Source organism: Billgrantia montanilacus (assembly GCF_003336675.1).
In the GTDB taxonomy this organism is placed as follows: Bacteria; Pseudomonadota; Gammaproteobacteria; order Pseudomonadales; family Halomonadaceae; genus Halomonas; species Halomonas montanilacus.
In genome coordinates, this window is sequence record NZ_QPII01000007.1 from 182,082 (window position 1) to 207,845 (window position 25,764).

Below are 25,764 nucleotides of genomic sequence, written 5' to 3' on the forward strand. Positions count from 1 at the left end.
GTTTCGACAGGTTCTCCATGACACGATATATCTTCGTGACCGGCGGCGTTGTGTCCTCTCTCGGCAAGGGCATCGCGTCGGCCTCGCTGGCGGCGATTCTCGAGGCGCGCGGCCTCAAGGTCACCATGCTCAAGCTGGATCCGTACATCAACGTCGACCCCGGCACCATGAGCCCCTTCCAGCACGGCGAGGTCTTCGTCACCGAGGATGGGGCCGAGACCGACCTGGACCTGGGCCACTACGAGCGCTTCATTCGTACCAAGATGACCCAGGGCAACAACTTCACCACCGGCCGCGTCTACGAGCACGTGCTGCGCCGCGAGCGCCGTGGCGACTACCTGGGCGGCACCGTGCAGGTGATCCCGCACATCACCGACGAGATCAAGCGCCGGGTCTATGCCGGCGGCGAGGGCTTCGACGTGGCGCTGGTCGAGATCGGCGGCACCGTGGGCGACATCGAGTCGCTGCCGTTCCTGGAGTCCATTCGCCAGATCCGCAGCGAGCTGGGCATGAGCCGGGCGATCTTCATGCACCTGACGCTGGTGCCCTACATCAAGACGGCGGGCGAGACCAAGACCAAGCCGACCCAGCACAGCGTCAAGGAGCTGCGCTCCATCGGTATCCAGCCGGACATCCTGATCTGTCGCAGCGAAGTGGAGCTCGAGGAGACCGAGCGGCGCAAGATCGCGCTGTTCACCAACGTCGAGGAGCGCGCGGTCATCCCGCTGCAGGATGCCGATACCATCTATCGCATCCCGCTGATGCTCCACGAACATGGCCTCGACGAGATCGTCTGCGACAAGCTGCGCCTGGAGGCGGAAGAGGCGGATCTGACCGAGTGGGTGCATGTGCTCGACGCCAAGCTCAATCCGCTCAAGTCGATCAACATCGCCATGGTCGGCAAATACATGGAACTGCTCGACGCCTACAAGTCGCTCAACGAGGCGCTGATCCATGCCGGCATCCAGACCCGGGTCAAGGTCAACGTCGACTACATCGACTCCGAGGATATCGAGCGCCACGGTACCGAGCGCCTGGCCGGCAAGGATGCCATCCTGGTGCCAGGCGGTTTTGGCGAGCGCGGCGTCGAGGGCAAGATCGCCACGGCCCGCTTCGCCCGCGAGAACGGCATTCCCTACCTGGGCATCTGCCTCGGTATGCAGGTGGCGGTGATTGAATATGCGCGGCATGTGGCCGGCTGGGAAGACGCCAACTCCACCGAGTTCACCCACGACACTCAGCACCCGGTGGTCGGCCTGATCACCGAGTGGCTCAATGCCGAGGGCAAGATCGAACTGCGTGACTCGGCGTCGGACCTGGGCGGCACCATGCGTCTTGGTGGCCAGATCTGCCATCTGAGAGCAGGCACCAAGGCCCGTGACGCCTATGGCGCCGACGAGATCGTCGAGCGCCATCGCCATCGCTTCGAGGTCAACAACCAGTTCATCGACGAGCTGGAACAGGCAGGGCTGGTGGTCTCCGGCAAGAGCGTCGACAACTCCCTGGTGGAGATGATCGAGCTGCCGGACCACCCCTGGTACGTGGCCTGCCAGTTCCATCCGGAATTCACCTCCACGCCCCGCGATGGCCACCCGCTGTTCACCGGCTTCATCAATGCGGCACTGGAGCACAAGAACGTACGTGCCCGCCAACAGGCCCAGGCGCAGCCGCAAGGCTGAGGGGCAAAGGAGTGTCCATGACAGACGCACAACGCATCATCGATATTGCCGGCCTCCAGGCCGGCAATTCGTTGCCGCTCATGCTGCTCGGCGGCATGAACGTGCTGGAGTCCCGCGAGCTGGCCCTGGAAGTGGCCGAAACCTACGTCGAGGTGACCAGCCGCCTGGGTATACCCTTCGTGTTCAAGGCCAGTTTCGACAAGGCCAACCGCAGCTCGATCCACTCCTTCCGTGGCCCGGGCCTGGAGAGGGGACTGGAGATACTGGCCGAGGTCAAGTCGCGCTTCGGCGTGCCCATCATCACCGACGTGCACGAACCCTGGCAGGCCGCACCGGTGGCCGAGGTGGCCGATATCATCCAGCTGCCGGCCTTTCTTGCCCGTCAGACCGACCTGGTGGTGGCCATGGCCGAGACCGGGGCGGTGATCAACCTCAAGAAGCCGCAGTTCCTGGCGCCCCACGAGATGCGTCACATCATCAGGAAGTGCGAAGAGGCCGGCAACGCGAAACTGTTGCTGTGCGAGCGCGGATCCAGCTTCGGATACAATAATCTGGTGGTTGATATGCTGGGTTTTGGTGACATGAAGCAGACCGGCTATCCGGTCTTCTTTGACGTCACCCACTCCCTGCAGCGGCCGGGCGGCCGGGCGGACAGCGCCGGAGGCCGCCGCGAACAGGTGGGTGAGCTGGCCCGGGCCGGTGTCGCCGTGGGCCTGGCTGGCCTTTTCCTGGAGGCGCACCCAGACCCGGACAACGCCATGTGCGACGGGCCCTGTGCACTGCCCCTGGACCGGCTCGAGCCCTTCCTGGCCCAGATCAAGGCCATCGATGACATGGTCAAGGGCTTTCCTGCGCTGGATATCACCTGATACTCACTGACTCACTCAACGCTGATTCATAAGACTGATTCATAAGAATAGGACGACACACGATGACCAAGATTGCCGATATCCTTGCCCTCGAGGTGCTCGACTCACGCGGCAACCCCACCGTGCAGGCCGAAGTGCGCCTGGAGAGCGGTGCGGTGGGCGTGGCCTGTGCGCCCAGCGGTGCCTCCACCGGTTCCCGAGAGGCCCTGGAGCTGCGCGACGGCGACAAGGCGCGCTACCTGGGCAAGGGCGTGCTGAAAGCCGTCGAAGCGGTCAATGGTGCGATTCGTAGCAAGCTCGTGGGCATGGATGCCCGGGATCAGCGCGGCCTGGACAACGCCATGCTCGCGCTGGACGGCACCGACAACAAGGCCTCGCTCGGCGCCAACGCCATCCTGGCGGTGTCGCTGGCCGCCGCCAAGGCGGCCGCCAACGCCAAGGGTGTGCCGCTCTACGCGCATATCGCCGAGCTCTACGGCCAGCCTGGCCGTTACAGCATGCCGGTGCCGATGATGAACATCATCAACGGTGGCGAGCATGCCGATAACAACGTCGATATTCAGGAGTTCATGATTCAGCCCGTGGGAGCGGCGAACTTCCGCGAAGGCCTGCGCATGGGGGCCGAGATATTCCACGCCCTCAAGAAAGTGCTGTCTGCCCGCGGGCTCTCCACGGCGGTGGGCGACGAAGGCGGCTTCGCCCCCAACCTGGCATCCAATGCAGAGGCGCTGGCGGTCATCAAGCAGGCCGTGGCGGATGCCGGCTATACCCTGGGTGACGACATCACCCTGGCGCTGGATTGTGCCTCCTCCGAGTTCTACAAGGATGGCCAGTACAACCTGGCCGGCGAGGGACAGTCATTCGATGCGGCGGGCTTCGTCGACTATCTCGCCGGCCTGTGTGACGACTATCCCATCGTTTCCATCGAGGACGGCATGGACGAGTCCGACTGGGATGGCTGGAAGGCGCTCACCGACAAGCTGGGCGACAAGGTGCAGCTGGTTGGCGACGATCTCTTCGTCACTAATACCCGGATTCTCAAGCGCGGCATCGACGAGAAGATCGGCAACTCCATCCTGATCAAGTTCAACCAGATCGGCTCGCTCTCCGAGACCCTGGATGCCATCAGGATGGCCCAGGACGCGGGCTTCACCGCGGTGATCTCCCATCGCAGTGGCGAGACCGAAGACACCACCATCGCCGACCTGGCCGTCGGCACCGCGGCAGGCCAGATCAAGACCGGCTCGCTGTGCCGCAGCGACCGCGTGGCCAAGTACAACCGGCTGCTGGTGATCGAACAGCAGCTGGCTGGGCAGGTCGAGTACCCGGGACTTGCTGCCATCAAGGGTCAGTGAGCCATTGTGGCAGTACTCACTATTGAGTAGCCAGCCGACGACATTGACTACACGGCTTGTAGGAAATCACCTACAAAACGCCGACGTTCTAAGCTTAGTTTAAGGCAGGAAGATCGGCGTCATTGGCGTCGGTCTTTTTTTATCATATTGTTTTTAAAGAACATTATTTTAACGACTGCGCGTAAGTTAAGTTAGGATTGGTCGTTGAGTGCAGTTGCGTCCTCGTCGGGAAGTGCCACAATACGCTTGGGACAAGGGAGAGCGGGATAGCTCTCCGGCAGGATGCAAAACGGGATGCGTTAATGATGGTGCGCCCGGTGCGACAGGATGTCGCCTCCGGGCAGGGACGTTACCACTAGGAGTCCGGACGGAGGGACCCGTCCACAGGATAGCTGGGAGCCGGGCGGCCTGAGGGTCGCCTTTTCCGGTGGGACTCTTGCCGGTCTGAAAGGCAAAACGCCGGACGCGTCGACGTCCGGCGTTTTCTTTTGCGTGCGGTTCAGCGTTCCAGGTGCTGAAGCTTGCCCGGCTTGCCATCCCACTCTTCGGCGTCGGCTGGCGGGTCCTTCTTCTCGGCAATATTGGGCCAGACTTCGGACAGTTCGGCATTGATGGCGATGAACTCCTCCTGCCCTTCCGGCAATTCGTCCTCGGCGAAGATCGCTTCCGCCGGGCATTCCGGCTCGCACAGGGCGCAGTCGATGCACTCGTCCGGGTGGATGACCAGGAAGTTGGGGCCTTCGTAGAAACAGTCCACCGGGCAGACTTCGACACAGTCGGTGTACTTGCACTTGATGCAGTTCTCGGTGACGACAAATGTCATGCCTGTCTCCCTCCTCGGGGCCGGGGTGTGCGGTGCCCGGTCTGGTGATGATTGAGCATCAGGTTAATAGGCCTGATGGTTATAAAAAATTCCGTTTATATAATCTGTGATCGGAGAAATGCTTCATTCTAGTCATGCGCCACGGTGGGAGCAAGCCGGCTAGACGCGTTCGCGCCATTCATAGAGCAGCTCCAGCGCCTGACGCGGGGTCAACGTGTCAGGGTCCAGCCCCGCCAATGCCTCGATAAGCGGATGCGGCGCAGTGGCGAACAGGTCGGTCTGCAGCGGGGCCGGCTCGCCGTTGCTGCGCAGGGGCAGGCGGCTGCCCTGGTCGACCTCCTGCTGCTCCAACTGCGCCAGTTTCTCTCGCGCCCGGGCGATCACCCCCTGGGGAACGCCGGCCAACTGAGCCACCTGGAGGCCGTAGCTTTGGCTGGCAGGCCCTTCTTCCACCCGGTGCATGAAGACGATGCCGTCCCTGTGCTCGGCGGCGGTAAGGTGGACGTTGGCCACCCCCTCGGCCTGCTCGGGCAGGGCGGTCATCTCGAAGTAGTGGGTGGCGAACAGCGTGAAGGCCCGGCTCCGGGTCAGGTGTTCGGCGCTGGCCCAGGCCAGCGACAGGCCGTCGAAGGTGCTGGTGCCTCGGCCGATCTCGTCCATCAGCACCAGGCTCTGTTCCGTGGCATTGTGCAGGATGCTGGCGGTTTCGGTCATCTCCACCATGAAGGTCGAGCGCCCCCCGGCGAGGTCATCGCTGGAGCCGATACGGGTAAAGATGCGATCCACGGGGCCGACATGGGCCGCATCGGCGGGGACGAAGCTGCCGGTATGGGCAAGCAGGGTGATCAGCGCCGCCTGGCGCATGTAGGTGGACTTGCCGCCCATGTTGGGGCCGGTGATGATCAGCATCCTGCGATTGTCGTTCAGGACCAGGTCGTTGGGCACGAAGGGCGCATCGCTTACCTGTTCCACGACCGGGTGCCGGCCGCCCCGGATATCGATGCCGGGGGTCTCCAGCAGCCGCGGGCGCTCGAAGCCGAGCGCCTGGGCGCGCTCGGCGAAGGTGCTGAGCACATCCAGCGACGCCAGTGCCTGGCCGGTGGCCTGCAGCTCGGCCAGCTCGGCATTGAGCGCATCGAGCAGGCTTTCGTAGAGCAGCTTCTCCCGAGCCAGGGCGCGGGACTTGGCCGACAGCGCCTTGTCCTCGAACTCCTTGAGTTCGGGAATGATGAAGCGCTCGGCATTCTTCAGCGTCTGGCGACGGATATAGTCGACCGGGGCGTCCTGGGCCTGGGCGCGGGGGATCTCGATATAGTAGCCGTGTACCCGGTTGTAGCCCACCTTGAGGCCGGGCAGACCGGTGCGCTCGCGCTCCCTGAGCTCCAGCTTGATCAGGTAGTCGCCGGCGTGTTCGGCCAGGCCGCGGTACTCGTCGAGTTCGGCGTCGTACCCTTCGCGGATCACGCCGCCATCGCGAATTACCACCGGCGGGTTGTCCATCAAGCCGCGGCTCAGGGTGTCGGCCAGTTCGGGATAGGGGCGGATATGGTGCTGCAGGTCGTCCAGCGCGGTGCCATCGCTGAAAACGCTCAGTTCCTGCTGCAGCGCCGGTAGCGCGAGAAGGGCATCGCGCAGCCGGGCCAGGTCCCGGGGACGGGCGCTGTAGAGCGCCACCCGGGCCAGGATACGCTCCACGTCACCGATCGCCTTGAGCAGCTCGCGCAGCGTGGCGAAGGCCTCCTGGTCGAGCAGCAGTGCAACCGCTGCCTGACGGCGCTCCACCTGGCCACGGTCGCGCAGCGGGCGGTTGAGCCAGCGCTTGAGCAGTCGGGAGCCCATGGCGGTGGCACTGGTATCGAGTACGCTGGCCAGGGTGTTGTCGGCGGTGCCGCCGAGGTTGGTATCGATCTCAAGGTTGCGCCGACTGGCGGCGTCGATCACCACGGCATCGTCCCGGCTCTCCACGCCCAGCGCGGTGACATGGGGCAGGCGCGAGCGCTGGGTGTCACGGGCGTATTCGATCAGCACGCCGGCGGCGGTAATGGCGGCCTCGAGATGAGCGCAGCCGAAGCCGCGCAGGTCCTGGCACTGGAACTGGTCGCACAGCGCTCGGGTAGCGCCGTCGAGGTCGAACAGCCAGTCGCTCTGGCGGCGCAGGCCGCGGCGCCCCTCCAGGGTCGGCGGCAGGGACAGGCTCTCCGGCACCAGCAGCTCGGCGGGGTCGAGGCGCTGGAGTTCGGCGAGCATCTCGCTCTCGCCTTCCACTTCGAGCACGCTGAAGCGGCCGCTGGAGAGTTCCAGCCAGGCCAGCCCCCAGCAGCTACCCAGCGGGTGCACGGCCACCAGCAGGTTGTCGCGATGGGCATCGAGCAGCGCCTCGTCGTAGAGGGTCCCGGGGGTGACGATTCGAACCACCTTGCGCTCGACCGGGCCCTTGCTGGCGGCTGGGTCGCCGAACTGCTCGCAGATGGCCACCGACTCGCCGGCCTTGACCAGGCGGGCGAGGTAGCCTTCGGCGCTATGGTAGGGTACCCCGGCCATGGGGATCGGCTTGCCCGCCGACTGGCCGCGCTGGGTCAGGGTGATGTCCAGCAGCGCCGCGGCGCGCTTGGCGTCGTCGAAGAACAGCTCGTAGAAATCGCCCATCCGATAGAAGAGCAGCACCTCCGGATGCTCGCGCTTGATCTTCAGATACTGGGCCATCATGGGCGTATGCTGGGCGCTGGCCTGTGACATGGGGGTCCTGTGCTGAGCGGTCGGTTCCGGGTCTCTGACGTGGCGATGGTGCCACGGCCTGCATATCGCAGACAAAGGCGCTATTGTACGCAAAAGTCTATCCCTGCGCGCGGCCGACCTCAGGGACCGGCCACCACCCTTAAGGAGCGACACCATGGTTCATCGCGCCGCCAGCCTGGCCAATCTCGACCTGATCACCCTTGCCGAGCGCCTGGGGCGCCGCTGCCGGGAGCACGGGTTGAGCGTGACCGCTGCCGAATCCTGCACCGGCGGAGGCGTCGCCAGCGCCATCACGGCCGTTGCCGGCAGCTCCGACTACTTCGAGACCGGCTACGTGACCTACTCCAACGCCGCCAAGGCTCGCCTGCTCGGTGTGCCGGAGGCGACCATTGCCGAGCACGGTGCGGTGAGCCGCGAGGTGGTCGAGGCCATGGTCGCCGGTGCCTGTCGCGAGAGCGGCGCGAGGCTTGGCGTGGCGATCAGCGGCGTGGCCGGCCCCGGCGGCGGTTCGCCGGACAAGCCGGTGGGGACCGTGTGGCTGGCCTGGGGCAATGCCGAGCGGCAGCAGGCCGAGCGGCTGCACTACCCCGGGGACCGCCGGGCGGTGCGCGAGCGCGCGGTGCGCGACGCCATCGTCGGCCTGATCCGTCATATCGAGGCCAATCCTATCAAGGACACGTAGGCGCCACGCTTGGCGCGCGGCGATTTTTTCGCCATACTACTGTCCAACCATACAGTGTCCGGGCGACCCCTTATCGGTTTCGTCCGCCATTCCGATTGTTTGGCAAGCGAACGCCGCTGCGGCACCTTGCGCCGTAAGCCCAGCAACCGAATTTCCGCCGACGAGTTCTACGAGGAGCGCCACATGGCACAGGAAGACAACCGTTCGAAGGCATTGAATGCCGCCCTTTCCCAGATCGAGCGCCAGTTCGGCAAGGGCACCGTGATGCGGCTGGGCGATACGCCCCGGGTGATCATGCCGTCGGTGTCGACCGGCTCTCTGGGGCTGGATATCGCCCTGGGCATCGGCGGCCTGCCACTGGGGCGGGTCGTCGAGATATTCGGGCCGGAGTCCTCGGGCAAGACCACCCTGACCCTCTCGGTGATCGCCCAGGCCCAGAAGCAGGGCAAGACCTGCGCTTTCATCGATGCCGAGCACGCGCTCGATCCCAGCTATGCCGAGAAGCTCGGGGTCAACCTCGACGACCTGCTGGTCTCGCAGCCCGACACCGGCGAGCAGGCGCTGGAGATCTGCGACATGCTGGTGCGCTCCGGCGGCGTCGACGTGATCGTCATCGACTCGGTGGCCGCGCTGACCCCGCGGGCCGAGATCGAGGGCGAGATGGGCGACTCCCACGTCGGCCTGCAGGCGCGCCTGATGTCCCAGGCGCTGCGCAAGATCACCGGCAACATCAAGAATGCCAACTGCATGGTGGTGTTCATCAACCAGATCCGCATGAAGATCGGCGTGATGTTCGGCTCGCCGGAGACCACCACCGGCGGCAACGCGCTCAAGTTCTACGCCAGCGTGCGCCTGGACATTCGCCGGACCGGCTCGGTCAAGTCGGGCGACGAGGTGACCGGCAACGAGACCCGGGTCAAGGTGGTCAAGAACAAGGTGGCGCCGCCGTTCCGCCAGGCCGAGTTCCAGATCCTCTACGGCAAGGGCATCTACCATGCCGGGGAAGTGGTCGACCTGGGCGTGCAGTGCAACCTGGTCGACAAGGCCGGCGCCTGGTACAGCTACAAGGGCAACAAGATCGGCCAGGGCAAGGCCAATGCCGCCCAGTTCCTCGAGGACAACCCGGCGGTGATGGAGGAGATCGAAAGCCAGATCCGTGGCCAGTTGCTGGCCACGGTCGAGCCCCGTGAGAAGGAAGCCACCGCCGAGCTGGCCGATGACGCCGACGAAGGCGGTTTGCTCTAAGCCATGCTGGGCCAGCCGGCGAGCGAGCGCATGACCTCCCCCAGAGAGGACTCCCCCAGGGAGGACGCCATTCGACTACTGGCTCGGCGAGAGTACTCTCGCGGCGAGCTGGTGGAGCGCCTGTCCGCGAAAGGGCACGACTCGTCGGCCATCGACGACTGCCTCGATGCCCTGGCCGAGCAGGGGCTGCAGTCGGATAGCCGTTTCGCCGAGAGCTTCCTGCGCTCGCGGGTGGTCCGGGGCCAGGGTCCGCTGAAGATTCGTGGCGAACTTTCCCGGCGCGGTATCGACCGCGCCACCCTCGAGGCCGCTTTTGCCGAGGCGGAAACCGACTGGTTTGCGCTGGCCTGTGACTCACTGGCACGGCGTTTCGATGGCCCGGGCGACTCGCCTCGCGAACGCGCGCGGCGGGAGCGTTTCCTGGCCAGCCGAGGGTTCGATTTCGAGCACCTGCGTCACGCCCTTTCCCACGCCTGGGACGTCGATTGAGACGGCCACTTCGGCCCGCACTCTTCAGTCGCTTGACAACTACGCTATAATACCCCCCTTTGCGAACGCCCCGGGTGGCGCTTCGGCGCGCCACAGCGCCCCTGCAGCGGCCTTTTTTTCGATGGCCGCACCCGCTTTCCCGCCCGTCGGGTCATCATGCTCATCGCCACGGATATTCCATGAAAAGCGCAGACATCAGACAGGCCTTTCTGAGTTACTTCGAGGAGCACGGTCATACCATCGTGCCGTCGAGCTCCCTGGTGCCGGGCACGGACCCGACCCTGCTGTTCACCAATGCCGGCATGGTGCCGTTCAAGGACGTCTTCCTGGGACGCGATCCGCGCCCCTATGTGCGGGCCACGTCGGCCCAGCGCTGCGTGCGTGCCGGCGGCAAGCACAACGACCTGGACAACGTCGGCTATACCGCCCGCCACCACACCTTCTTCGAGATGCTGGGCAACTTCAGCTTCGGCGACTACTTCAAGCGCGACGCGATCCGTTTTGCCTGGGCCTTCCTCACCGAGACGCTGGGTCTGCCCAAGGAGAAGCTCTGGGTCACGGTGCATGTCAGCGATGACGAAGCCGAACGTATCTGGAAGGAGGAGATGGGAATCGACCCGGCACGCTTCTCCAAGCTCGACGAGGACAACTTCTGGCAGATGGGGGATACCGGCCCCTGCGGGCCCAGCTCGGAGATCTTCTTCGACCATGGCCCGGAAGTATGGGGCGGGCCTCCCGGCAGCCCGGAAGAGGACGGCGACCGCTACATCGAGATCTGGAACCTGGTGTTCATGCAGTTCGACCGCGATGCGGCCGGCAACCTGAACCCGTTGCCCAAACCCTCCATCGATACGGGCATGGGGCTGGAGCGCGTGGCCGCGGTACTGCAGGGCGTGCACTCGAACTACGAGATCGATCTTTTCCAGAACCTGCTCGAGTCAGCGGCCCGCCATACCGGCCATGCAGACACCACCACCCCGTCGCTGCGCGTGATCGCCGACCATATCCGCTCCTGCGCCTTCCTCATCGCCGATGATGTGCTGCCCTCCAACGAAGGGCGCGGCTACGTACTGCGACGGATCATTCGCCGGGCCATTCGTCACGGCAACAAACTGGGCGCCAAGGGCGAGTTCTTCCACAAGCTGGTCGGGGCACTGGACGCGGAAATGGGTGAGGCCTATCCCGAACTGCGTGAGGCGCGTCACCAGATCGAACGCGTCCTGCTCAAGGAGGAGCAGCAGTTCGCCCGTACCCTAGAGCATGGCATGGGCCTGCTCGAGGAGGCGCTGGAGGCGTTGGATGGCGACGTACTGGCGGGCGAGACGGTGTTCAAGCTCTACGACACCTACGGCTTCCCCTATGACCTGACCGCCGACGTCTGCCGCGAACGGGGCGTGACTCTCGACGCCGAGGGCTTCGAGCGCGAGCTCGAGGGCCAACGCGAGCGGGCCAGGGCGGCCAGCCAGTTCGGTGCCGATTACGGTGCCGCCCTGGACCTCGAGGGCGAGACCACCTTCACCGGCTACGACAGGCTCGAGGATCGCGCCACCGTCACCGCCATCGTCGACCGCGAGGGCAACGCCCTGGCCGGTCTCGAGCCCGAGCAGCGTGGCCTGGTGGTGCTCGACCGCACGCCGTTCTACGGAGAATCGGGCGGGCAGGTGGGGGATACCGGCTATCTCCACGTCGAGGGCGGCCGCTTCCTGGTCACCGACACCCAGAAGCAGGGTGGGCACCACCTGCACCACGGGGTGCTGCTCGAGGGTAGCCTCAGCGTCGGCGCCAAAGTGCGTCCCCAGGTCGATGCCAGGCTGCGTGGTGCCACCATCCGCAACCACTCGGCCACCCACCTGATGCACAAGGCGCTGCGCCTGGTGTTGGGTGATCACGTTCAGCAGAAGGGCTCGTTGGTCACGCCCGAACGGCTGCGCTTCGATTTCAGCCACTTCGAGGCCATGACGCCTGAACAGCTGGCCGAAGTGGAGCGACTGGTCAACGAGCAGATCCTGGCCAACGCGCCCACCCAGATCGAGCAGATGACCCTCGACCAGGCCAAGGAAAAGGGTGCGGCGGCGCTGTTCGAGGCCAAGTATGCCGATAGCGTGCGAGTGCTGACCATCGGTGCCGACGACTTCTCCATCGAGCTCTGTGGCGGTACCCACGTGGCGCGCAGCGGCGATATCGGCTGCTTCCATATTGTCAGCGAACAGGGCATCGCCAGCGGCGTGCGCCGCATCGAGGCGATCACCGGCGAGGGGGCGCTCGCCTGGTTCCGTGAGCAGGAGGCCAGGGTCAATCGCATCGGCGAGCGACTCAAGGCGAAGCCGGAGCAGGTCGAAGAGCGCGTCGAGTCGCTGGTCGAGCGCAACCGCACACTGGAAAAGGAGCTCGAGCGGCTCAAGGCCAAGCTGGCCAGCGCCGCCGGCAGCGACATGCTGAGCGAGGCTCACGAAGTCGGCGGCATCAAGGTGCTTGCCACCCAGCTGGAGGGCGTCTCCGGCAAGGAGCTGCGCGGTGTGCTCGACCAGCTCAAGCAGAAGTTGGGTTCCGGGGTCGTGGTGCTCGGCGTGGCCGACAGGGAAGCCGGCAAGGTGAGCCTGATCGCCGGCGTCACCGATGACCTGATCTCTCGCGTCAAGGCCGGCGAGCTGGTCAACCATGTCGCCTCCCAGGTGGGCGGCAAGGGCGGTGGACGTGCCGACATGGCCCAGGCAGGGGGTAGCGACGTCGCGGCCCTGCCGGCGGCCCTGCAGAGCGTCCCGGCCTGGCTTGAGCAGCGGCTGCAGTAATACCCAGGGCCGGCAACGTCGATAGTCCGGCCCCTTTCACTCAATACGAGCGCTTACACTCGAAGAACGAGGGAAAACCGCATATGGCACTATACGTTCAGAAATTCGGCGGCACCTCGGTGGGCTCCGTGGAGCGCATCAAGGCCGTGGCCGAGAAGGTCAAGGGCTTTCGCGACCAGGGCCATCAGATCGTCGTCGTCCTGTCCGCCATGAGTGGCGAGACCAACCGCCTCATCGGCCTGGCCAACGAAATCAACGACGAGCCGACCCCCCGGGAGATGGACATGCTGGTCTCCACCGGCGAGCAGGTCACGATCTCGCTGCTGGCCATGGCGCTGCACAAGCTGGGCGTGCCGGCGACCTCCTATACCGGCTCCCAGGTGGGCATTCTCACCGACAGCTCCCACACCAAGGCGCGCATCCAGCGCATCGAGACCGACGAGATGCGCGAGGACCTGGACGACAACAAGGTGGTCGTTGTCGCCGGCTTCCAGGGCGTCGACGAGGAGGGCAACATCACCACCCTCGGCCGCGGTGGCTCCGATACCACCGGTGTGGCCCTGGCGGCGGCGCTCAAGGCCGACGAGTGCCAGATCTATACCGACGTCGACGGCGTCTATACCACCGACCCCCGCGTCTGCTCCAAGGCCCAGCGCCTCGACACCATCACCGTCGAGGAGATGCTCGAGCTGGCGAGCCTCGGCTCCAAGGTGCTGCAGATTCGCGCCGTTGAATTCGCCGGGAAATACAATGTGCCGCTGCGCGTGCTGTCCAGTTTCCAGGACGGCCCCGGCACCCTGATCGTTGCTGACTCCGACCAAGACGAGGACTCCATGGAAGAACCGCTGATCTCCGGTATCGCCTTCACCGCCAACGAGGCCAAGCTGACCCTGCTCAATACCCCCGATGTACCCGGTGTGGCGTCGCGCATCCTGGGTCCGATCGCCGATGCCAACATCGAGGTCGACATGATCGTGCAGAATGTGGCGCCGGCGGGCGACTATACCGACTTCACCTTCACCGTGGCCAAGGGCGACTACAAGCAGACCATGAAGATCCTTCAGGAGCAGGTGCTGCCTGACCTGGGTGAGGGCGAGGTGAAGGGCGACGACAACATCGCCAAGGTGTCGCTGGTGGGAGTCGGAATGCGCTCCCATGCCGGCGTGGCTTCCAAGATGTTCCGCGTTCTTGCCGAGGAGAACGTCAATATTCGTATGGTCTCAACTTCCGAAATCAAGATTTCTGTGGTTATCGACGAGAAGCATATGGAGCTTGCGGTCAAGGCGCTGCATAAGGCCTTCGGTCTGGACAAGAGCGATATCGAAAGCGAATAAGGCCAGAAAACGACAGGGCTAGCCTGTATCTTCTACGCTTGAAGGGAGGTCGGTGACATCAGCACATTCGACTTCCCTTCAACGCATTCAAGATGTCATGTTGCGCGTCGGTGGTGCACAGTGGTGCCATGCCACATAATAGGCTTTAAGTACTAGCGTCGATTGGATCGTCGCATCCCGTAGTCAGTCGTCTGAGAAGGAGATCAGTCATGCTCATCCTGACCCGCCGTGTCGGCGAAACCCTGATGATCGGTGATGACATCACCGTGACCGTCCTTGGCGTCAAGGGCAATCAGGTCCGAATCGGCGTCAATGCACCAAAGGATGTCGCCGTTCATCGTGAAGAGATCTACCAGCGCATTCAGCGCGAGAAGTCTGATGAAGAGGGGGGTAGCGGCGCAGGATCCTGATGGGAATAACGAGACGCTGGCGATCCAGGTGGCAGGAAACAAATCCCTGAATACGCTAGACAAAGAAGCGCAGAGGCGATAGGATATGCGCCGTGTCGTTGAGGGAGAGGTGGCCGAGTGGCTGAAGGCGCTCCCCTGCTAAGGGAGTATGGGGTTTATAGCCCCATCGAGGGTTCGAATCCCTCCCTCTCCGCCATGACGACACGTTGCAGAGTGGCAGAATCTAAAGCTGCAACTGCAAGAGTAGAAAGACGAAGCACGCGCCCGTAGCTCAGCTGGATAGAGTACCTGACTACGAATCAGGGGGTCGGAGGTTCGAATCCTCCCGGGCGCGCCATGCTTCAAGAGGCGCGTTTCAAGCAACACCGTTTCAAGCGGTATGGCTCCAAGTCGCAAGGTTTCAATCGTGATGGATGAAAGCTTGCAGGGCATGTCGTGATTACATCATTTGCGCCCGTAGCTCAGCTGGATAGAGTACCTGACTACGAATCAGGGGGTCGGAGGTTCGAATCCTCCCGGGCGCGCCAGATTCAGACCCGTCCTCGACGAGAGGGCGGGTCTTCTGTTTGTGGCTGTTGGTCAGCCGACTGATCTGCTGGTGGCGTCGGGCCGTTCACGGATGAATGCGCGGGCCGCGATCGTTTGGGGTGGCGTCGCGAGTCGACGCGCGCCCCTTTTTTTGGATCTCTAAACGCTCTTGGGGGTCCACCTGGCGGTCGGTTGGGTGCCGTCTCAGGCGAGTTCGCCGGTGTGCAGTTCCCGCGCTGTCGGGGTCATCGCCAGCCCAGCGAGCAGCGCATCCAGGTCGGTAATGCGCTTGAGTTCCTCGAAGCGCCGAGCCGCCATGGCATCTCGATGACGCATCTGATTCAGCCACTGCTTGACCAGTGAAACCACCACCTTCGCTTGCAGTTTTTCGCGCTGCGTTGCAGCATAGGCGATGAGAATCGCGGCCCGAGCCTGCCAGCGGGTGTCGGGAAGGCGCTCGCCTGTCGCTAGCCAGTGATGGATGCGCGGCGCCAGCCAGGGGTCGGCCAGGGCGCCGCGGCCCAGCATCACGTCCCGGCAGCCGGAAAGCGTTCTCGCTTTCCAGTAGTCTTCCAGGCTCCAGATGTCGCCATTGGCGACCACGGGGATGCTCAGGTGGCGGCGTATATGCCCGATCCACTCCCAGTGGGCCGGTGGACGGTAGCCTTCGTCGCGAGTGCGGGCGTGCACGACCAGCTGTGTCGCGCCACCCTCTTCGGCGGCTCCGGCGCAGGCCAGGGCGAGGCGGCGGTCTGAAAAGCCGAGTCGGATCTTGGCGGTGACCGGGATGGCATGGCCGACAGCACCATGTACGGCGGATACCGCAGCGTGTACCCGGCGAGGATCGCGCAGCAGCGAGGCGCCGCCATCATGGCGATTGACCAGCTTGGCCGGGCAGCCGAAATTGAGATCGATGCTGGTCACGCCCAGCTGCAAGGCCTGCCGGGCATTGGCGGCCAGAGCCGCGGGGTCGCTGCCCAGCAGCTGCAGGTGTACCGGAACCCCAGACGGGGTCCGGGCCGGCAGTCGGGCGAGCTCGGGGCAGGTCTTGTGGTAGACCCGCGGAGGCAGACGGGCATCGACCACGCGCACGAATTCGGTGACCGTCCAGTCGAATCCGGGTTGCCGGGTCAGCAGGTCTCGAGTAACGGCGTCGATCACGCCCTCCATGGGGGCGAGCCCGATTCGGCCCTTCCCGTGATCTCTATGTAGTAAATTAACAACGCTGGCTTCCACCATAGGGCGCTTGCAATCTGTCCTGAATGTGGCAGTTTATACGGCCGGATTTTTACGTTTTTTGACCTGATGGCGTCAGTTCGTGATCAGGTTTCGGGAGAACGCGCATGCAGGATCTGCAGTTGTTACAGGATGGCCTGGCCCTGATGGGGGTTGGCATGGGATTCGTTTTTGTTTTTCTTACCGTGCTTGTGGTCGCCACCACCCTGATGTCGCTGATCGTGCGCCGCCTGGCTCCCAAGCCTTCAGCCGTGCAGCCCGCCACCGGGCAAGGCGTGGCCCCCAGCGCTGATAGAGCCGATGATGCCGAACTGATGGCCGTCATCAGCACCGCCGTACACCGCTACCGTCATCGCCGCCCTCGCCACTGACTGTTCGCTACTGGCTGCTCGCTACTGGCTGAGAGTGCGGCGAGGGCGCGCCATATTACTACATAAATACATTGCCATCTTTACGGGGTCATCGTCATGAGTGAGACCAAGCGCCCGCTGGGCATCACCGACGTCGTGCTGCGCGACGCCCATCAGTCGCTGTTCGCGACCCGCATGCGCCTGGACGACATGCTGCCCATTGCCGAAAAGCTCGACAAGGTTGGGTTCTGGTCGCTGGAATCCTGGGGCGGTGCCACCTTCGACGCCTGTATCCGCTATCTCGGCGAAGATCCGTGGGAGCGGATACGGGCGTTGAAGGAGGCCATGCCCAACACGCCCCAGCAGATGCTGCTGCGCGGCCAGAACCTGCTGGGTTACCGGCACTATGCCGACGATGTGGTCGACCGCTTCGTCGAGCGGGCCAAGACCAACGGCGTCGATGTCTTCCGCGTTTTCGACGCCATGAACGACCCGCGCAACCTGGAGCGGGCCATCAAGGCGGTACGCGATGTCCAGGGGCATGCCCAGGGCACGATCTCCTACACCGTCAGCCCGGTGCATACCCTGGACAGCTGGGTGGAGCTCTCCGAAACCATCGCCGAGATGGGCGCCGACTCCCTGTGCATCAAGGACATGGCCGGCCTGCTGACCCCCTATGACGCCTTCGAGCTGGTCTCGCGACTGAAGAAGACGCTGTCGATCCCGATTCACATGCAGTGTCATGCCACCACCGGCATGTCCACTGCCTCGATCCTCAAGGCCGTGGAGGCCGGCATCGACAACGTCGATACCGCCATCTCCTCCATGTCGATGACCTACGGCCACAGCCCCACCGAGTCGGTGGTGGCCATCCTGCGGGGGACCGAGCGCGACACCAATCTCGATCTCGAGCTGCTCGAGGAGATCGCCGGCTACTTCCGCGAGGTGCGCAAGAAGTACGCCGCCTTCGAAGGCTCGCTCAAGGGCATCGACTCCCGCATCCTGGTGGCCCAGGTTCCCGGCGGCATGCTCACCAACATGGAAGGCCAGCTCAAGGAGCAGGGCGCCGGCGACAAGCTCGACGACGTCTTGACCGAGATCCCCCGAGTCCGCGAGGACTTGGGCTATATCCCGCTGGTGACACCGACCTCCCAGATCGTCGGTACCCAGGCGGTGATGAACGTCATGATGGGTGAGCGCTACAAGTCGATCTCGAAGGAGGTCCAGGCGCTGCTCAAGGGCGAGTACGGCTCAGCCCCGGCGCCCTTGAACAAGGAGCTGCAGCAGCGCGTGCTGGAGGGGGGCGAGCCGATCACCTGTCGGCCCGCCGACCTGCTCGAGCCCGAAATGGAACGTCTCGCCGCCGAGCTCAAGGGCAAGGCCAAGGAAGAGGCGATTCGCCTGGCCGAGGGCGAGCGCGAGATCGATGACATCCTGACCTATGCGCTGTTCCCGCAGATCGGACTCAAGTTCCTCAAGAACCGCGACAACCCCGATGCCTTCGAGCCGGTGCCCCAGGCAGCGGAAGCCCAGCCTGCCGCCAGCTTGCCGGCAGCGACGCAGGCGAAGGTGCCCGCCACCCGCAGCGACGCGCCCACCGGCCCCGAGACCTATACCGTCAAGGTCAACGGCAAGGCCTATGTGGTGGAAGTGGCCGAGGGCGGCGAGATCGGCGAGGTGGCGGAGCAGGGCGGTACAGCCTCGACCCCGGCGCTGCCGGCCGCGCCCAGTGGTGAAACCATTGCCGCGCCCCTGGCGGGCAATATCTTCAAGGTCAACGTCAAGCCGGGCGATGCGGTCAAGGAGGGTGACGTGGTCATCATCCTCGAGGCCATGAAGATGGAAACCGAGGTGCGGGCAAGCAGTGCCGGCACCGTCTCCGAGGTCAAGGTCAGCGAAGGCGACAGCGTATCCGTCGGCGATGCGTTGATCGTGCTGTAAGGGCGACGCCACATGGACAAGCTACTGACCCTGTGGGAGGGCTCGGGCCTCTACAATCTGGCGCCTGGCCAGGCGGTCATGATCGTGGTGGGCCTGTTGCTGCTCTACCTGGCGATCCACAAGAAATTCGAGCCGCTGCTGCTGGTGCCGATCGGTTTCGGCGGCATACTCGCCAACATTCCCGAGGCGGGGCTGGCTATCTCGGCGCTGGACCAGGCCATCGAGGTGGCCCGGCCGGCCGTGCTGCATCAGATCGCCTCGGCGCTGGGTGCAACGCTCGACCCGCTGGCCGGCGAAGAGGCGTGGCGAACGACGCTGAAGGCGATTCTCGACAACGGTACCTCGCCGGATCAAGTCCGCGCCGCGCGCGATGTGGCCATGAATGTGGGTTACGGTGACGGCTTGCTCTACACCTTCTACGCGGTAGCCGTGTCGTCGGGGATCGCGCCGCTGCTGATCTTCATGGGCGTGGGCGCGATGACCGACTTCGGCCCGCTGCTGGCCAACCCGCGCACGCTCTTCCTGGGCGCCGCGGCCCAGTTCGGCATCTTCGCTACCCTGTTCGGGGCAGTTGGGATGACCACCCTGGGCTGGATGGACTTCTCGCTCAACCAGGCGGCCGCCATCGGTATCATCGGCGGTGCCGATGGCCCTACCTCGATCTACGTTTCCAGCGTGCTGGCCCCGGAACTGCTGGGGGCGATTGCCGTGGCGGCCTATGGTTACATGGCGCTGGTGCCGCTGATCCAGCCGCCGATCATGAAGCTGCTGACCTCCAAGCGTGAGCGGACCATTGCCATGACCCAACTGCGCCCGGTCTCCAAGCTGGAGAAGATCGTCTTCCCGCTCCTGCTGTTGATGCTGGTGGCGCTCTTCCTGCCCGATGCGGCCCCGCTGCTGGGCATGTTCTGCTTCGGCAACCTGATGCGCGAGTGTGGCGTGGTGGAGCGTCTGACCGATACGGCCCAGAATGCGCTGATCAACATCGTCACCATCGTGCTGGGGCTGGCGGTTGGCTCCCGGCTGATGGCGGAGAGCTTCCTTGCGGTCGAGACCTTGGGCATCATGGCGCTGGGCATGGTGGCGTTTGCCATTGGCACCGCGGCCGGGGTGCTGATGGCCAAGCTCATGAACCTGATGAGCAAGATGCCGATCAACCCGCTGATCGGCGCCGCCGGGGTCTCCGCGGTGCCCATGGCGGCGCGGGTGGCTAACAAGGTTGGCCTGGAGTCCAATCCCCACAACTTCCTGCTGATGCACGCCATGGGGCCCAACGTGGCGGGGGTGATCGGCTCGGCGGTGGCAGCGGGGGTAATGATCAAATATCTGGGCTAGCGTAGCCGATCTCTTGCCGACGGGAAAAAGCCCATCAGGTCGCCTGATGGGCTTTTCTGTTGAGGGGGTTGTTGAACCGTCTCTATGAACTGGTCACGGTGCCGGGCGTCTTCGAAGCGGCTGGGGTGGCTGCAGCCTCCTGGGCCAGTTCCAGGTCTTCTTCGACCCAGAGCTGGCAGGCGAGACGATAGCCCTGCTCGAGGCGCGAGCCCAGCATCTTCTTCTCCTTCCAGTTGGGTTCGGCGAGAGACTCCCCACCCTTGAGCACCTTGCACATGCACTTGGCGCACTTGCCCATGCCGCAGCCATAGCTGAGGTGGGGGTAGGGAAACTGACGAATACCGGCACGCACGACCAGGTTGGTCTTGGGCTGGACTTCGCCTTCATGCACTTCACCGTTCTTGTGGATCTTGATCAGGGGCATAGGGGTCACCTAACGTTTTCTGTTTTGCTGCAGCCGACGGCATTTGGCTGCTGTCCCGGTCGAGAGGCTCAATGTCGTCGCTTTTGGTATACCATGTGCCAAATGTGTGAGCCCGTCAAGTCCCTGTGGCCGCTTCGAATGCACTGCGATAAAAATCCCGGCGCCACCTGGCGCCGGGAGGTCAGTACACGGGGCAGCAGTGTACTGTCTACATCATCAGTATCACGGCCAGGATGGATGCCACGACGATACCCGATATGACCGGTATGAAGTTCCGGCGAACCAGTGCCGTGGGGCTGACCCCGGCTATACCGGCATCGGCGGCGACACCAAAGGCCCAGGCGGCCAGCGTGCCTCCGCCGGCGAAGATCGCAGCGACCTGACCCAGTGCGGCCAGCACGGTGACATTGACCCCGGCGCCACTGCCCAGAGCGGCAGAAAGCGAACCAACCAGCGGAAGGCCGGAGAAGCCGGAGCCGTCCATGCCCGAGAGCAGGCCGATGAAGGCCATGCCGAAGGCCAGCATGATCACGTTGCCGTCGATATATTGGCCAATGTTATTGCCGATATCGAACAGATAGCCCGATGAACCGGTGCCAATCACTTCGGCGGCATGGCTCGGGTGGCCGAGGAAGAAGAAGCCGGCAATCGGAATGATGGGCGCGAAGATCTTGATGGCGAAGAAGAAACCTTCACGGGTATAGGAGCTGATGCCATCGAGGGCGTGATGGCCATGCGCGGCAAAGGAGGAGAGTACCAGGAGCACGGTGGCTGTGCCGCCCAGCAGCGCCGTGGCACCGCCACCGCGAATCGCCTGGTCGGGGAGGAAGAGCGCGCGATAGATCATCAGTCCGGCGATGCCGATCAGGATCACCGGTACGGCCACGGCAAAGAGGCGGGCATAGGGTCCGGCCTCGGGTGCTTCATCCACGGTTGACGCCTCTACCGCGGCAGCCCCTACCGACTTGCGTGAAAACACCTCATCGGACTGCGGAGCTTGCAGCACGCCCGAGCGCATGTCGCGGCGCAGGTGGAAGCAGGCAATGGTGATGGCCACGACGCCGACCGTTACGGAGAACAGCAGCGTATAAGGCAACAGAGTGGCGGTGTCGATGCCGGCGGCGCCGGCGGTAAGGCGGCTGGCCCCCTGAATGATGGGATCGGCCGACAGGGCCATGCCGTGGCCGAACAGGTTGACAGCCATGGCTGCCCCGATGGCAGGCAGGCCGACCTGCATGGCGACCGGAATCAGCACGGTACCCACCAGGGCGACGGCAGGGGTGGGCCAGAAAAAGGCAGCGGCGACATACATCGTCACGCCGAGCACGAAGAAGGCGGTCCAGGGCCCCACCATCAGCTTCTTCATCGGTGCGACCATGAGCCGATCGGCGCCCTGGCTCTGCAGTGATTTCAGCATTGCCACCATCAGGGCGATGACCAGCATGATATCGAACAGCTCGGTGCCGGCATTCAGCAGGGCCAGAAAGACTACCTGTACCGCAAAGATGACCTGATTGAGCGGGCCTTCATGCTGCGGCTCTGCGAGCAGGCCAAGCATGAAGATCCCGATGATCGAGGGGATGATGACCCCTTTGCGAAAGCCGATGGAGACGAAAATCGCCAGGATGACCAGCAGGAACACCCAGTGCGACGCGGTTAGTTGTACCTGTTCAAGTTGTTCCATATTGCACCTTGGATTGTGTTTGTCAGGTTTGGGGTAGCGTTGTTCTTGTTGATCGCTGCCTTGTTGGAGTGCCGTTACGCCAGTCAGGCGAAGGGCTTCGGCGCGCCTTCCAGCATGTGATTCGCTTCCAGCATGTGATTCAAAGAGGCATCGGCTGCATGGGTGTTCTCCAGTCTGGTCAATGGTCAGCCTGTTCCCAGGCTGCCTGAGGGTTAGCCCAGCATGACGGCGCCATAGAGCAGTGCGCCCAGTACCACGAATGCGGGGTGTGTTCTGAAGCGAAGCAGCGCGATGGCCGCCGCCGCAGCGATCAGTAGCGTGTGAGCCAGGCCGGCCCCATCGACACCTTCCATGAAGAAACTGGCCACCAGCCAGGCCATCATCATCGCGATGACGGGGCGAACCCACTGGCTCATGCGCTTCACGCGCGGCGAGTCTCGGTGGCGATAAAGCAAGCCCAGTGTGCCCAGCATCAGCAGCAGCGAGGGAACGACCGTGGCAAAGACCGCCACCAGAGCGCCGCCGGTGCCGGCGACCTCATAACCCACATAGCCAGCCATCTTGGTGGCGATGGGGCTTGGCAGGGCATTGCCCAGCGCCAGGATCTCGGCGAACTCCTGCCCGCTCATCCAGCCGTAACGGCCGACCACTTCAGCCTCTATCAGCGGGATGATGGCCGGGCCCCCGCCATAGCCGATGATGTTGGGGATGAAGAAGGCGAGGAAGAGCTCGGCGTGGATCATGGCGCCGCTCCTTCTGCCGACTTCGCTTTCGGCGCCGGCTGCAGCAATGCCGTAACGAGGATGGCGCCGATGACCCAGCCGGGGTGGATGCCGAGCCAGTAGATGAGCCCGCCGGCGATGGCTGCCATTCCCAGGCTCACCGTCCAGCCGAGCGCCAGGCGGGACTTGTGCAGGAAGTCCCAGGCGAGCTGGGCCATCATCACCATGACGACGGGAACCACGCCTTGTCCCATGCCGTGGATCCAGCTCACGTCACGGTAGTGACTGAACAGCCCCAACATGAGAATCATCGCCACGATCATCGGCAGTATCACAGCGAGCACGGCATTGGCACAGCCGGCTACGCCGCCGATGCGATAGCCGATGTAGCCCGGCATCTTGGTGGCAATGGGGCCGGGCAGGGTATTGGCGATGGCAAGGATGTCGGCAAACTCCTCGTCTTCCAGCCAGCCGTGACGCTTGACCACTTCCTGGTGTACCAAAGGGATCATGGAAGGGCCTCCACCAAACCCCAGCAGGCCGATTCGGAGGAAGGAAAAAAATAGTCTGCCCTGTATCGGCCCGCTCATGACGTGCTCTTCCTTGCTGGGCTTATTCTGAATAAACGCATTGAAATCATCATCATACTGGCATCCAGTTGTGCGTTTTACTGGTAATAATCGATTATTTGACCTAGAATATGATGCACATGAGAGGGTCGTCAAGACTCCGGTATACCAAATCCCAGAGTTTTTTTGGAAGCACGCCATGACACAGAATGCAAAGCAGCCGGGCGCTACGGCATCGAGCAGGATTTTCGAGGTCCTGCGACAGGATCTGCTCAATGGACGATTCGGGGCCGGCGAGAGGCTATCGATCAGTTCGCTGAAGGAGACCTACCAGGTCGGGCTAAGTCCGCTGCGCGAAGCGCTAAACCGGCTGGCGGCCTATGGCCTGCTGCGCCAGGAGAACCAGCGCGGCTTTCGGGTGCTTGAGCTGACCCGGCGTGAGCTCGACGACATTACCGAGATGCGCCGCCAGATGGAGGGCATGGCGATCGAGCGTGCCATCGCCCACGGCGACGAGGAGTGGGAGTCCCAGCTGCTGGCGGCCAATCATCGCCTGACCCGCGCCGGGGACTCGACCCCGTTGCGCGAGTGGGAGCAGCTGCATACGCGGTTTCACAATGCCCTGGTGGCGCCCTGCGGTTCGGTCTGGCTGCTGCGCTTCATCAGCCAGTTGCACGACCAGTTCGACCGTTATCGGCGAGTCGCGCCCAGCGACCCGGAGCTGAGGCAGCGGCTCGATGCCCAGCACGGCGAGCTCGTGGAACTGGCGCTGGCGCGCGATGCGAACGGGGCTCGCGCACTGATCGAGGAGCACATCACGCTCTCCAGCCAGGTGGCTCAGCGCAGCTGCTAGGCCCAGGCTGTAAACTGGCGGTGTTCGCCGTTCTCTAGAATGGCGGCAGGGTGTGTCGCCGACAGTAGCGCACTCGCCCTTACCCGGGGTAGTCAGGCGCCTTGGGTCGTAGGCCTGGCTTGAAGGCATGGGCTATGAATGGCAGGAAGTGCTGCGCCGGGCTTTACAGTGAGACTGGGATTGCGCTAGTTTCAGACGTACGGTATACCATATGCCATTAACTGTATGGCCCCGACGACGACACCAGGGTCTGCCTTGAGGCGCCAGGAGGCAGGATGGCCGCCAACGGGGCAAGGCCCGAGAGGAGAGCCGGATGAACGGTTTCGTACTGACCGAGATGACCTGGCCTGAGGTCGAGGAAGCGCTGAAGACCGCCCGCATGGCCATCATTCCGGTGGGCGCCCATGAGCAGCATGGGCCGCACATGAATGAAAGCTGTGATGCGGTGCTGGCCACCGAGATGGCCAGGCGCCTCGCCACTGCGCTCCATCCCGACGTCATGGTCACACCTACCGTCAACATGGGGGTGTCACCGCATCACATGAATTTCCCGGGAACCATCAGCCTGCGGCCCGAAACCCTGCTGGCACTCTTGCGGGACATGGTGGAATCGCTGAAACGGCATGGCATCACCCGTGTGCTTTTCCTGAATGGCCATGGCGGTAACCAGTCGACCCTTGGCCTGGCCTGCACCAGCCTTACCCAGGAGCTCGGTGTGGCGTGCTACTTCGCCAAGACCACCGCTGCCGCCAAGACGGCGATGAAGGCGCACATCCACTCGACACTCTATGGCCACAGCTGCGAGCGCGAGGTGTCGGAGGCCTATTACCTGGCGCCCCACCTGGTCCGCCCCGAGAGGCTGGAGAAGGGAGACATCGTCACCGGCGGGCGTTGGGAGGGGCTGCGCCCCGGCAATCCCATCCAGGGTTTCTACCATTACGAGGAGATGACCCGTAACGGCTGCATCGGGGATGCCACCCAGGCCAGCTACGAGATCGGCCAGGCGATCGTCGAGGAGGCGCTGGAAGGGCTGACGACGGCGGTCAGGGAGATTCTTGCCGAGCCGGTCGAGACGGCGGCACCAGTGGAACTTGCCTGAGATCGGCCTTCGATGCCGCTATCGGACGAAGCCGCCCGGAGGCATACCACTACAATGACGAAAGAGGGCACTGTTATGTACATCATCCTGACAAGCAAGTCCGACGAGTATGATGCCAGGCCGGACAGCGGCATCTCCCCGGTCGAGTCCTATGCGTACTATTTCTACGGCAAGAAGAAAGCGGACTTCACCATCGCCGAAGTCGCTGCCGATGGCAGCCGGGTCAGCATCGTCGAGTGTGGCGACAACGGACAGACCAACAGCGTACCGATCAAGTTTTTCGAGAAGTTCGCGACCGTGGATGAGGCTCGCCAGGAGCTGAAGCAGCTGGTCACCTTCGGCACCATCGATACGCGCCTCGAGAGGGTTGCAGCGGTGTCATAACCGACTGTTCGCCATTCGCGATACAGCCCCGTGGGTCTCTCACGGGGCTTTCTGCATACTGGCTGACTGCTTGCTGTAGGTGCGTCGACTTGGCCAGGGGGCCCAGGCTGAAGTGACCCCCTCCAGAGCTGCACAGGCTATAGTGCAGCGATCAGGAGGACAGGATGAACGACGACAACCCCATCAAGCGATGGACCGCGAAGCGCAAGGCTGCCGTGGTCATGGACA

General features: G+C 63.8%; 22 protein-coding genes and 3 tRNA genes. 18 read left to right on the plus strand and 7 right to left on the minus strand.

Features of this window, described 5'->3' with window-relative positions:
- The first annotated feature begins 17 nt into the window (after positions 1–17).
- From DU505_RS11770 to eno, 3 genes are all read left to right on the plus strand, one after another.
- Positions 18–1,679: a CTP synthase gene (locus DU505_RS11770; RefSeq protein WP_114479179.1), complete on the plus strand. Its 1,662-nt coding sequence runs from the start codon at positions 18–20 to the stop codon at positions 1,677–1,679.
- Between the two features lie 17 nt (positions 1,680–1,696).
- Positions 1,697–2,548 carry a 3-deoxy-8-phosphooctulonate synthase gene (gene kdsA / locus DU505_RS11775; protein ID WP_114479180.1) on the plus strand — a complete coding sequence of 284 codons (852 nt, stop codon included), beginning with the start codon at positions 1,697–1,699 and terminating at the stop codon, positions 2,546–2,548.
- A 62-nt stretch (positions 2,549–2,610) separates the two neighbouring features.
- Positions 2,611–3,903 carry a phosphopyruvate hydratase gene (gene eno, locus DU505_RS11780; protein WP_114479181.1) on the plus strand — a complete coding sequence of 431 codons (1,293 nt, stop codon included), beginning with the start codon at positions 2,611–2,613 and terminating at the stop codon, positions 3,901–3,903.
- Positions 3,904–4,402: 499 nt separating this feature from the next.
- Here eno and fdxA read toward each other — a convergent pair whose 3' ends face one another.
- Together fdxA and mutS are read right to left on the minus strand one after the other, a co-directional pair.
- A complete protein-coding gene (gene fdxA / locus DU505_RS11785; RefSeq protein WP_043514074.1) occupies positions 4,403–4,726 on the minus strand; it encodes a ferredoxin FdxA in 324 nt (107 codons plus the stop codon).
- 159 nt (positions 4,727–4,885) lie between these two features.
- Positions 4,886–7,462 (minus strand): DNA mismatch repair protein MutS, encoded by a 2,577-nt coding sequence (gene mutS / locus DU505_RS11790; protein WP_114479182.1) that lies wholly within the window; start codon positions 7,460–7,462, stop codon positions 4,886–4,888.
- 154 nt (positions 7,463–7,616) lie between these two features.
- Here mutS and DU505_RS11795 point away from each other — a divergent pair, with 154 nt between their 5' ends.
- The 9 genes from DU505_RS11795 to DU505_RS11835 all read left to right on the plus strand — a co-directional run bounded on the left by DU505_RS11795 (position 7,617) and on the right by DU505_RS11835 (position 14,938).
- Complete coding sequence (locus tag DU505_RS11795; RefSeq protein ID WP_114479183.1) at positions 7,617–8,144, plus strand: CinA family protein; 528 nt, start codon at positions 7,617–7,619, stop codon at positions 8,142–8,144.
- 183 nt (positions 8,145–8,327) lie between these two features.
- Entirely contained in the window at positions 8,328–9,389 is a 1,062-nt protein-coding gene (gene recA / locus DU505_RS11800) for a recombinase RecA (protein ID WP_114479209.1), read from the plus strand.
- Positions 9,390–9,419: 30 nt separating this feature from the next.
- On the plus strand, positions 9,420–9,878 hold the full coding sequence (locus tag DU505_RS11805) for a regulatory protein RecX (protein WP_114479210.1): 459 nt from the start codon (positions 9,420–9,422) through the stop codon (positions 9,876–9,878).
- A 179-nt stretch (positions 9,879–10,057) separates the two neighbouring features.
- Complete coding sequence (gene alaS / locus DU505_RS11810; protein WP_114479184.1) at positions 10,058–12,667, plus strand: alanine--tRNA ligase; 2,610 nt, start codon at positions 10,058–10,060, stop codon at positions 12,665–12,667.
- A gap of 83 nt (positions 12,668–12,750) precedes the next feature.
- Complete coding sequence (locus tag DU505_RS11815; RefSeq protein WP_114479185.1) at positions 12,751–14,001, plus strand: aspartate kinase; 1,251 nt, start codon at positions 12,751–12,753, stop codon at positions 13,999–14,001.
- Positions 14,002–14,210: 209 nt separating this feature from the next.
- Positions 14,211–14,411 (plus strand): carbon storage regulator CsrA, encoded by a 201-nt coding sequence (csrA, locus tag DU505_RS11820; RefSeq protein WP_114479186.1) that lies wholly within the window; start codon positions 14,211–14,213, stop codon positions 14,409–14,411.
- Between the two features lie 103 nt (positions 14,412–14,514).
- A tRNA-Ser gene (locus tag DU505_RS11825) sits at positions 14,515–14,607 on the plus strand.
- Positions 14,608–14,671: 64 nt separating this feature from the next.
- Positions 14,672–14,748: transfer RNA gene (locus DU505_RS11830), tRNA-Arg, on the plus strand.
- A gap of 113 nt (positions 14,749–14,861) precedes the next feature.
- Positions 14,862–14,938: transfer RNA gene (locus DU505_RS11835), tRNA-Arg, on the plus strand.
- Between the two features lie 205 nt (positions 14,939–15,143).
- On the opposite strand, the gene DU505_RS11840 is transcribed toward DU505_RS11835, so the two are convergent.
- Positions 15,144–16,109, minus strand: a complete 966-nt coding sequence (locus tag DU505_RS11840) for a tRNA dihydrouridine synthase (protein WP_114479187.1) — start codon at positions 16,107–16,109, stop codon at positions 15,144–15,146.
- 173 nt (positions 16,110–16,282) lie between these two features.
- Here DU505_RS11840 and DU505_RS11845 point away from each other — a divergent pair, with 173 nt between their 5' ends.
- The 3 genes from DU505_RS11845 (at position 16,283) to DU505_RS11855 (ending at position 19,801) form a co-directional block, all read left to right on the plus strand.
- Positions 16,283–16,546 (plus strand): OadG family protein, encoded by a 264-nt coding sequence (locus DU505_RS11845; RefSeq protein ID WP_114479188.1) that lies wholly within the window; start codon positions 16,283–16,285, stop codon positions 16,544–16,546.
- A 96-nt stretch (positions 16,547–16,642) separates the two neighbouring features.
- Positions 16,643–18,466 carry a sodium-extruding oxaloacetate decarboxylase subunit alpha gene (oadA, locus tag DU505_RS11850; RefSeq protein WP_114479189.1) on the plus strand — a complete coding sequence of 608 codons (1,824 nt, stop codon included), beginning with the start codon at positions 16,643–16,645 and terminating at the stop codon, positions 18,464–18,466.
- A gap of 12 nt (positions 18,467–18,478) precedes the next feature.
- On the plus strand, positions 18,479–19,801 hold the full coding sequence (locus DU505_RS11855) for a sodium ion-translocating decarboxylase subunit beta (RefSeq protein ID WP_114479190.1): 1,323 nt from the start codon (positions 18,479–18,481) through the stop codon (positions 19,799–19,801).
- Positions 19,802–19,883: 82 nt separating this feature from the next.
- On the opposite strand, the gene DU505_RS11860 is transcribed toward DU505_RS11855, so the two are convergent.
- From DU505_RS11860 to DU505_RS11875, 4 genes are all read right to left on the minus strand, one after another.
- The gene (locus DU505_RS11860) at positions 19,884–20,225 is read right to left on the minus strand and encodes a 2Fe-2S iron-sulfur cluster-binding protein (protein ID WP_114479191.1); all 342 of its coding nucleotides are present in this window, start codon (positions 20,223–20,225) and stop codon (positions 19,884–19,886) included.
- Positions 20,226–20,433: 208 nt separating this feature from the next.
- The gene (locus DU505_RS11865; protein ID WP_114479192.1) at positions 20,434–21,909 is read right to left on the minus strand and encodes a hypothetical protein; all 1,476 of its coding nucleotides are present in this window, start codon (positions 21,907–21,909) and stop codon (positions 20,434–20,436) included.
- Positions 21,910–22,121: 212 nt separating this feature from the next.
- Positions 22,122–22,652 carry a chromate transporter gene (locus tag DU505_RS11870; RefSeq protein ID WP_114479193.1) on the minus strand — a complete coding sequence of 177 codons (531 nt, stop codon included), beginning with the start codon at positions 22,650–22,652 and terminating at the stop codon, positions 22,122–22,124.
- On the minus strand, positions 22,649–23,221 hold the full coding sequence (locus DU505_RS11875) for a chromate transporter (protein ID WP_114479194.1): 573 nt from the start codon (positions 23,219–23,221) through the stop codon (positions 22,649–22,651). Before DU505_RS11875 ends, DU505_RS11870 begins: the two co-directional genes overlap by 4 nt.
- 178 nt (positions 23,222–23,399) lie before the next feature.
- Between DU505_RS11875 and DU505_RS11880 the strand changes: the two genes are divergently transcribed.
- From DU505_RS11880 to DU505_RS11890, 3 genes are all read left to right on the plus strand, one after another.
- Complete coding sequence (locus tag DU505_RS11880) at positions 23,400–24,053, plus strand: GntR family transcriptional regulator (RefSeq protein WP_114479195.1); 654 nt, start codon at positions 23,400–23,402, stop codon at positions 24,051–24,053.
- A gap of 313 nt (positions 24,054–24,366) precedes the next feature.
- On the plus strand, positions 24,367–25,152 hold the full coding sequence (locus DU505_RS11885; RefSeq protein WP_114479196.1) for a creatininase family protein: 786 nt from the start codon (positions 24,367–24,369) through the stop codon (positions 25,150–25,152).
- A 75-nt stretch (positions 25,153–25,227) separates the two neighbouring features.
- Positions 25,228–25,536, plus strand: coding sequence for a ferredoxin (locus tag DU505_RS11890; protein ID WP_114479197.1), 309 nt, complete (start codon positions 25,228–25,230; stop codon positions 25,534–25,536).
- Positions 25,537–25,764: the final 228 nt, after the last annotated feature.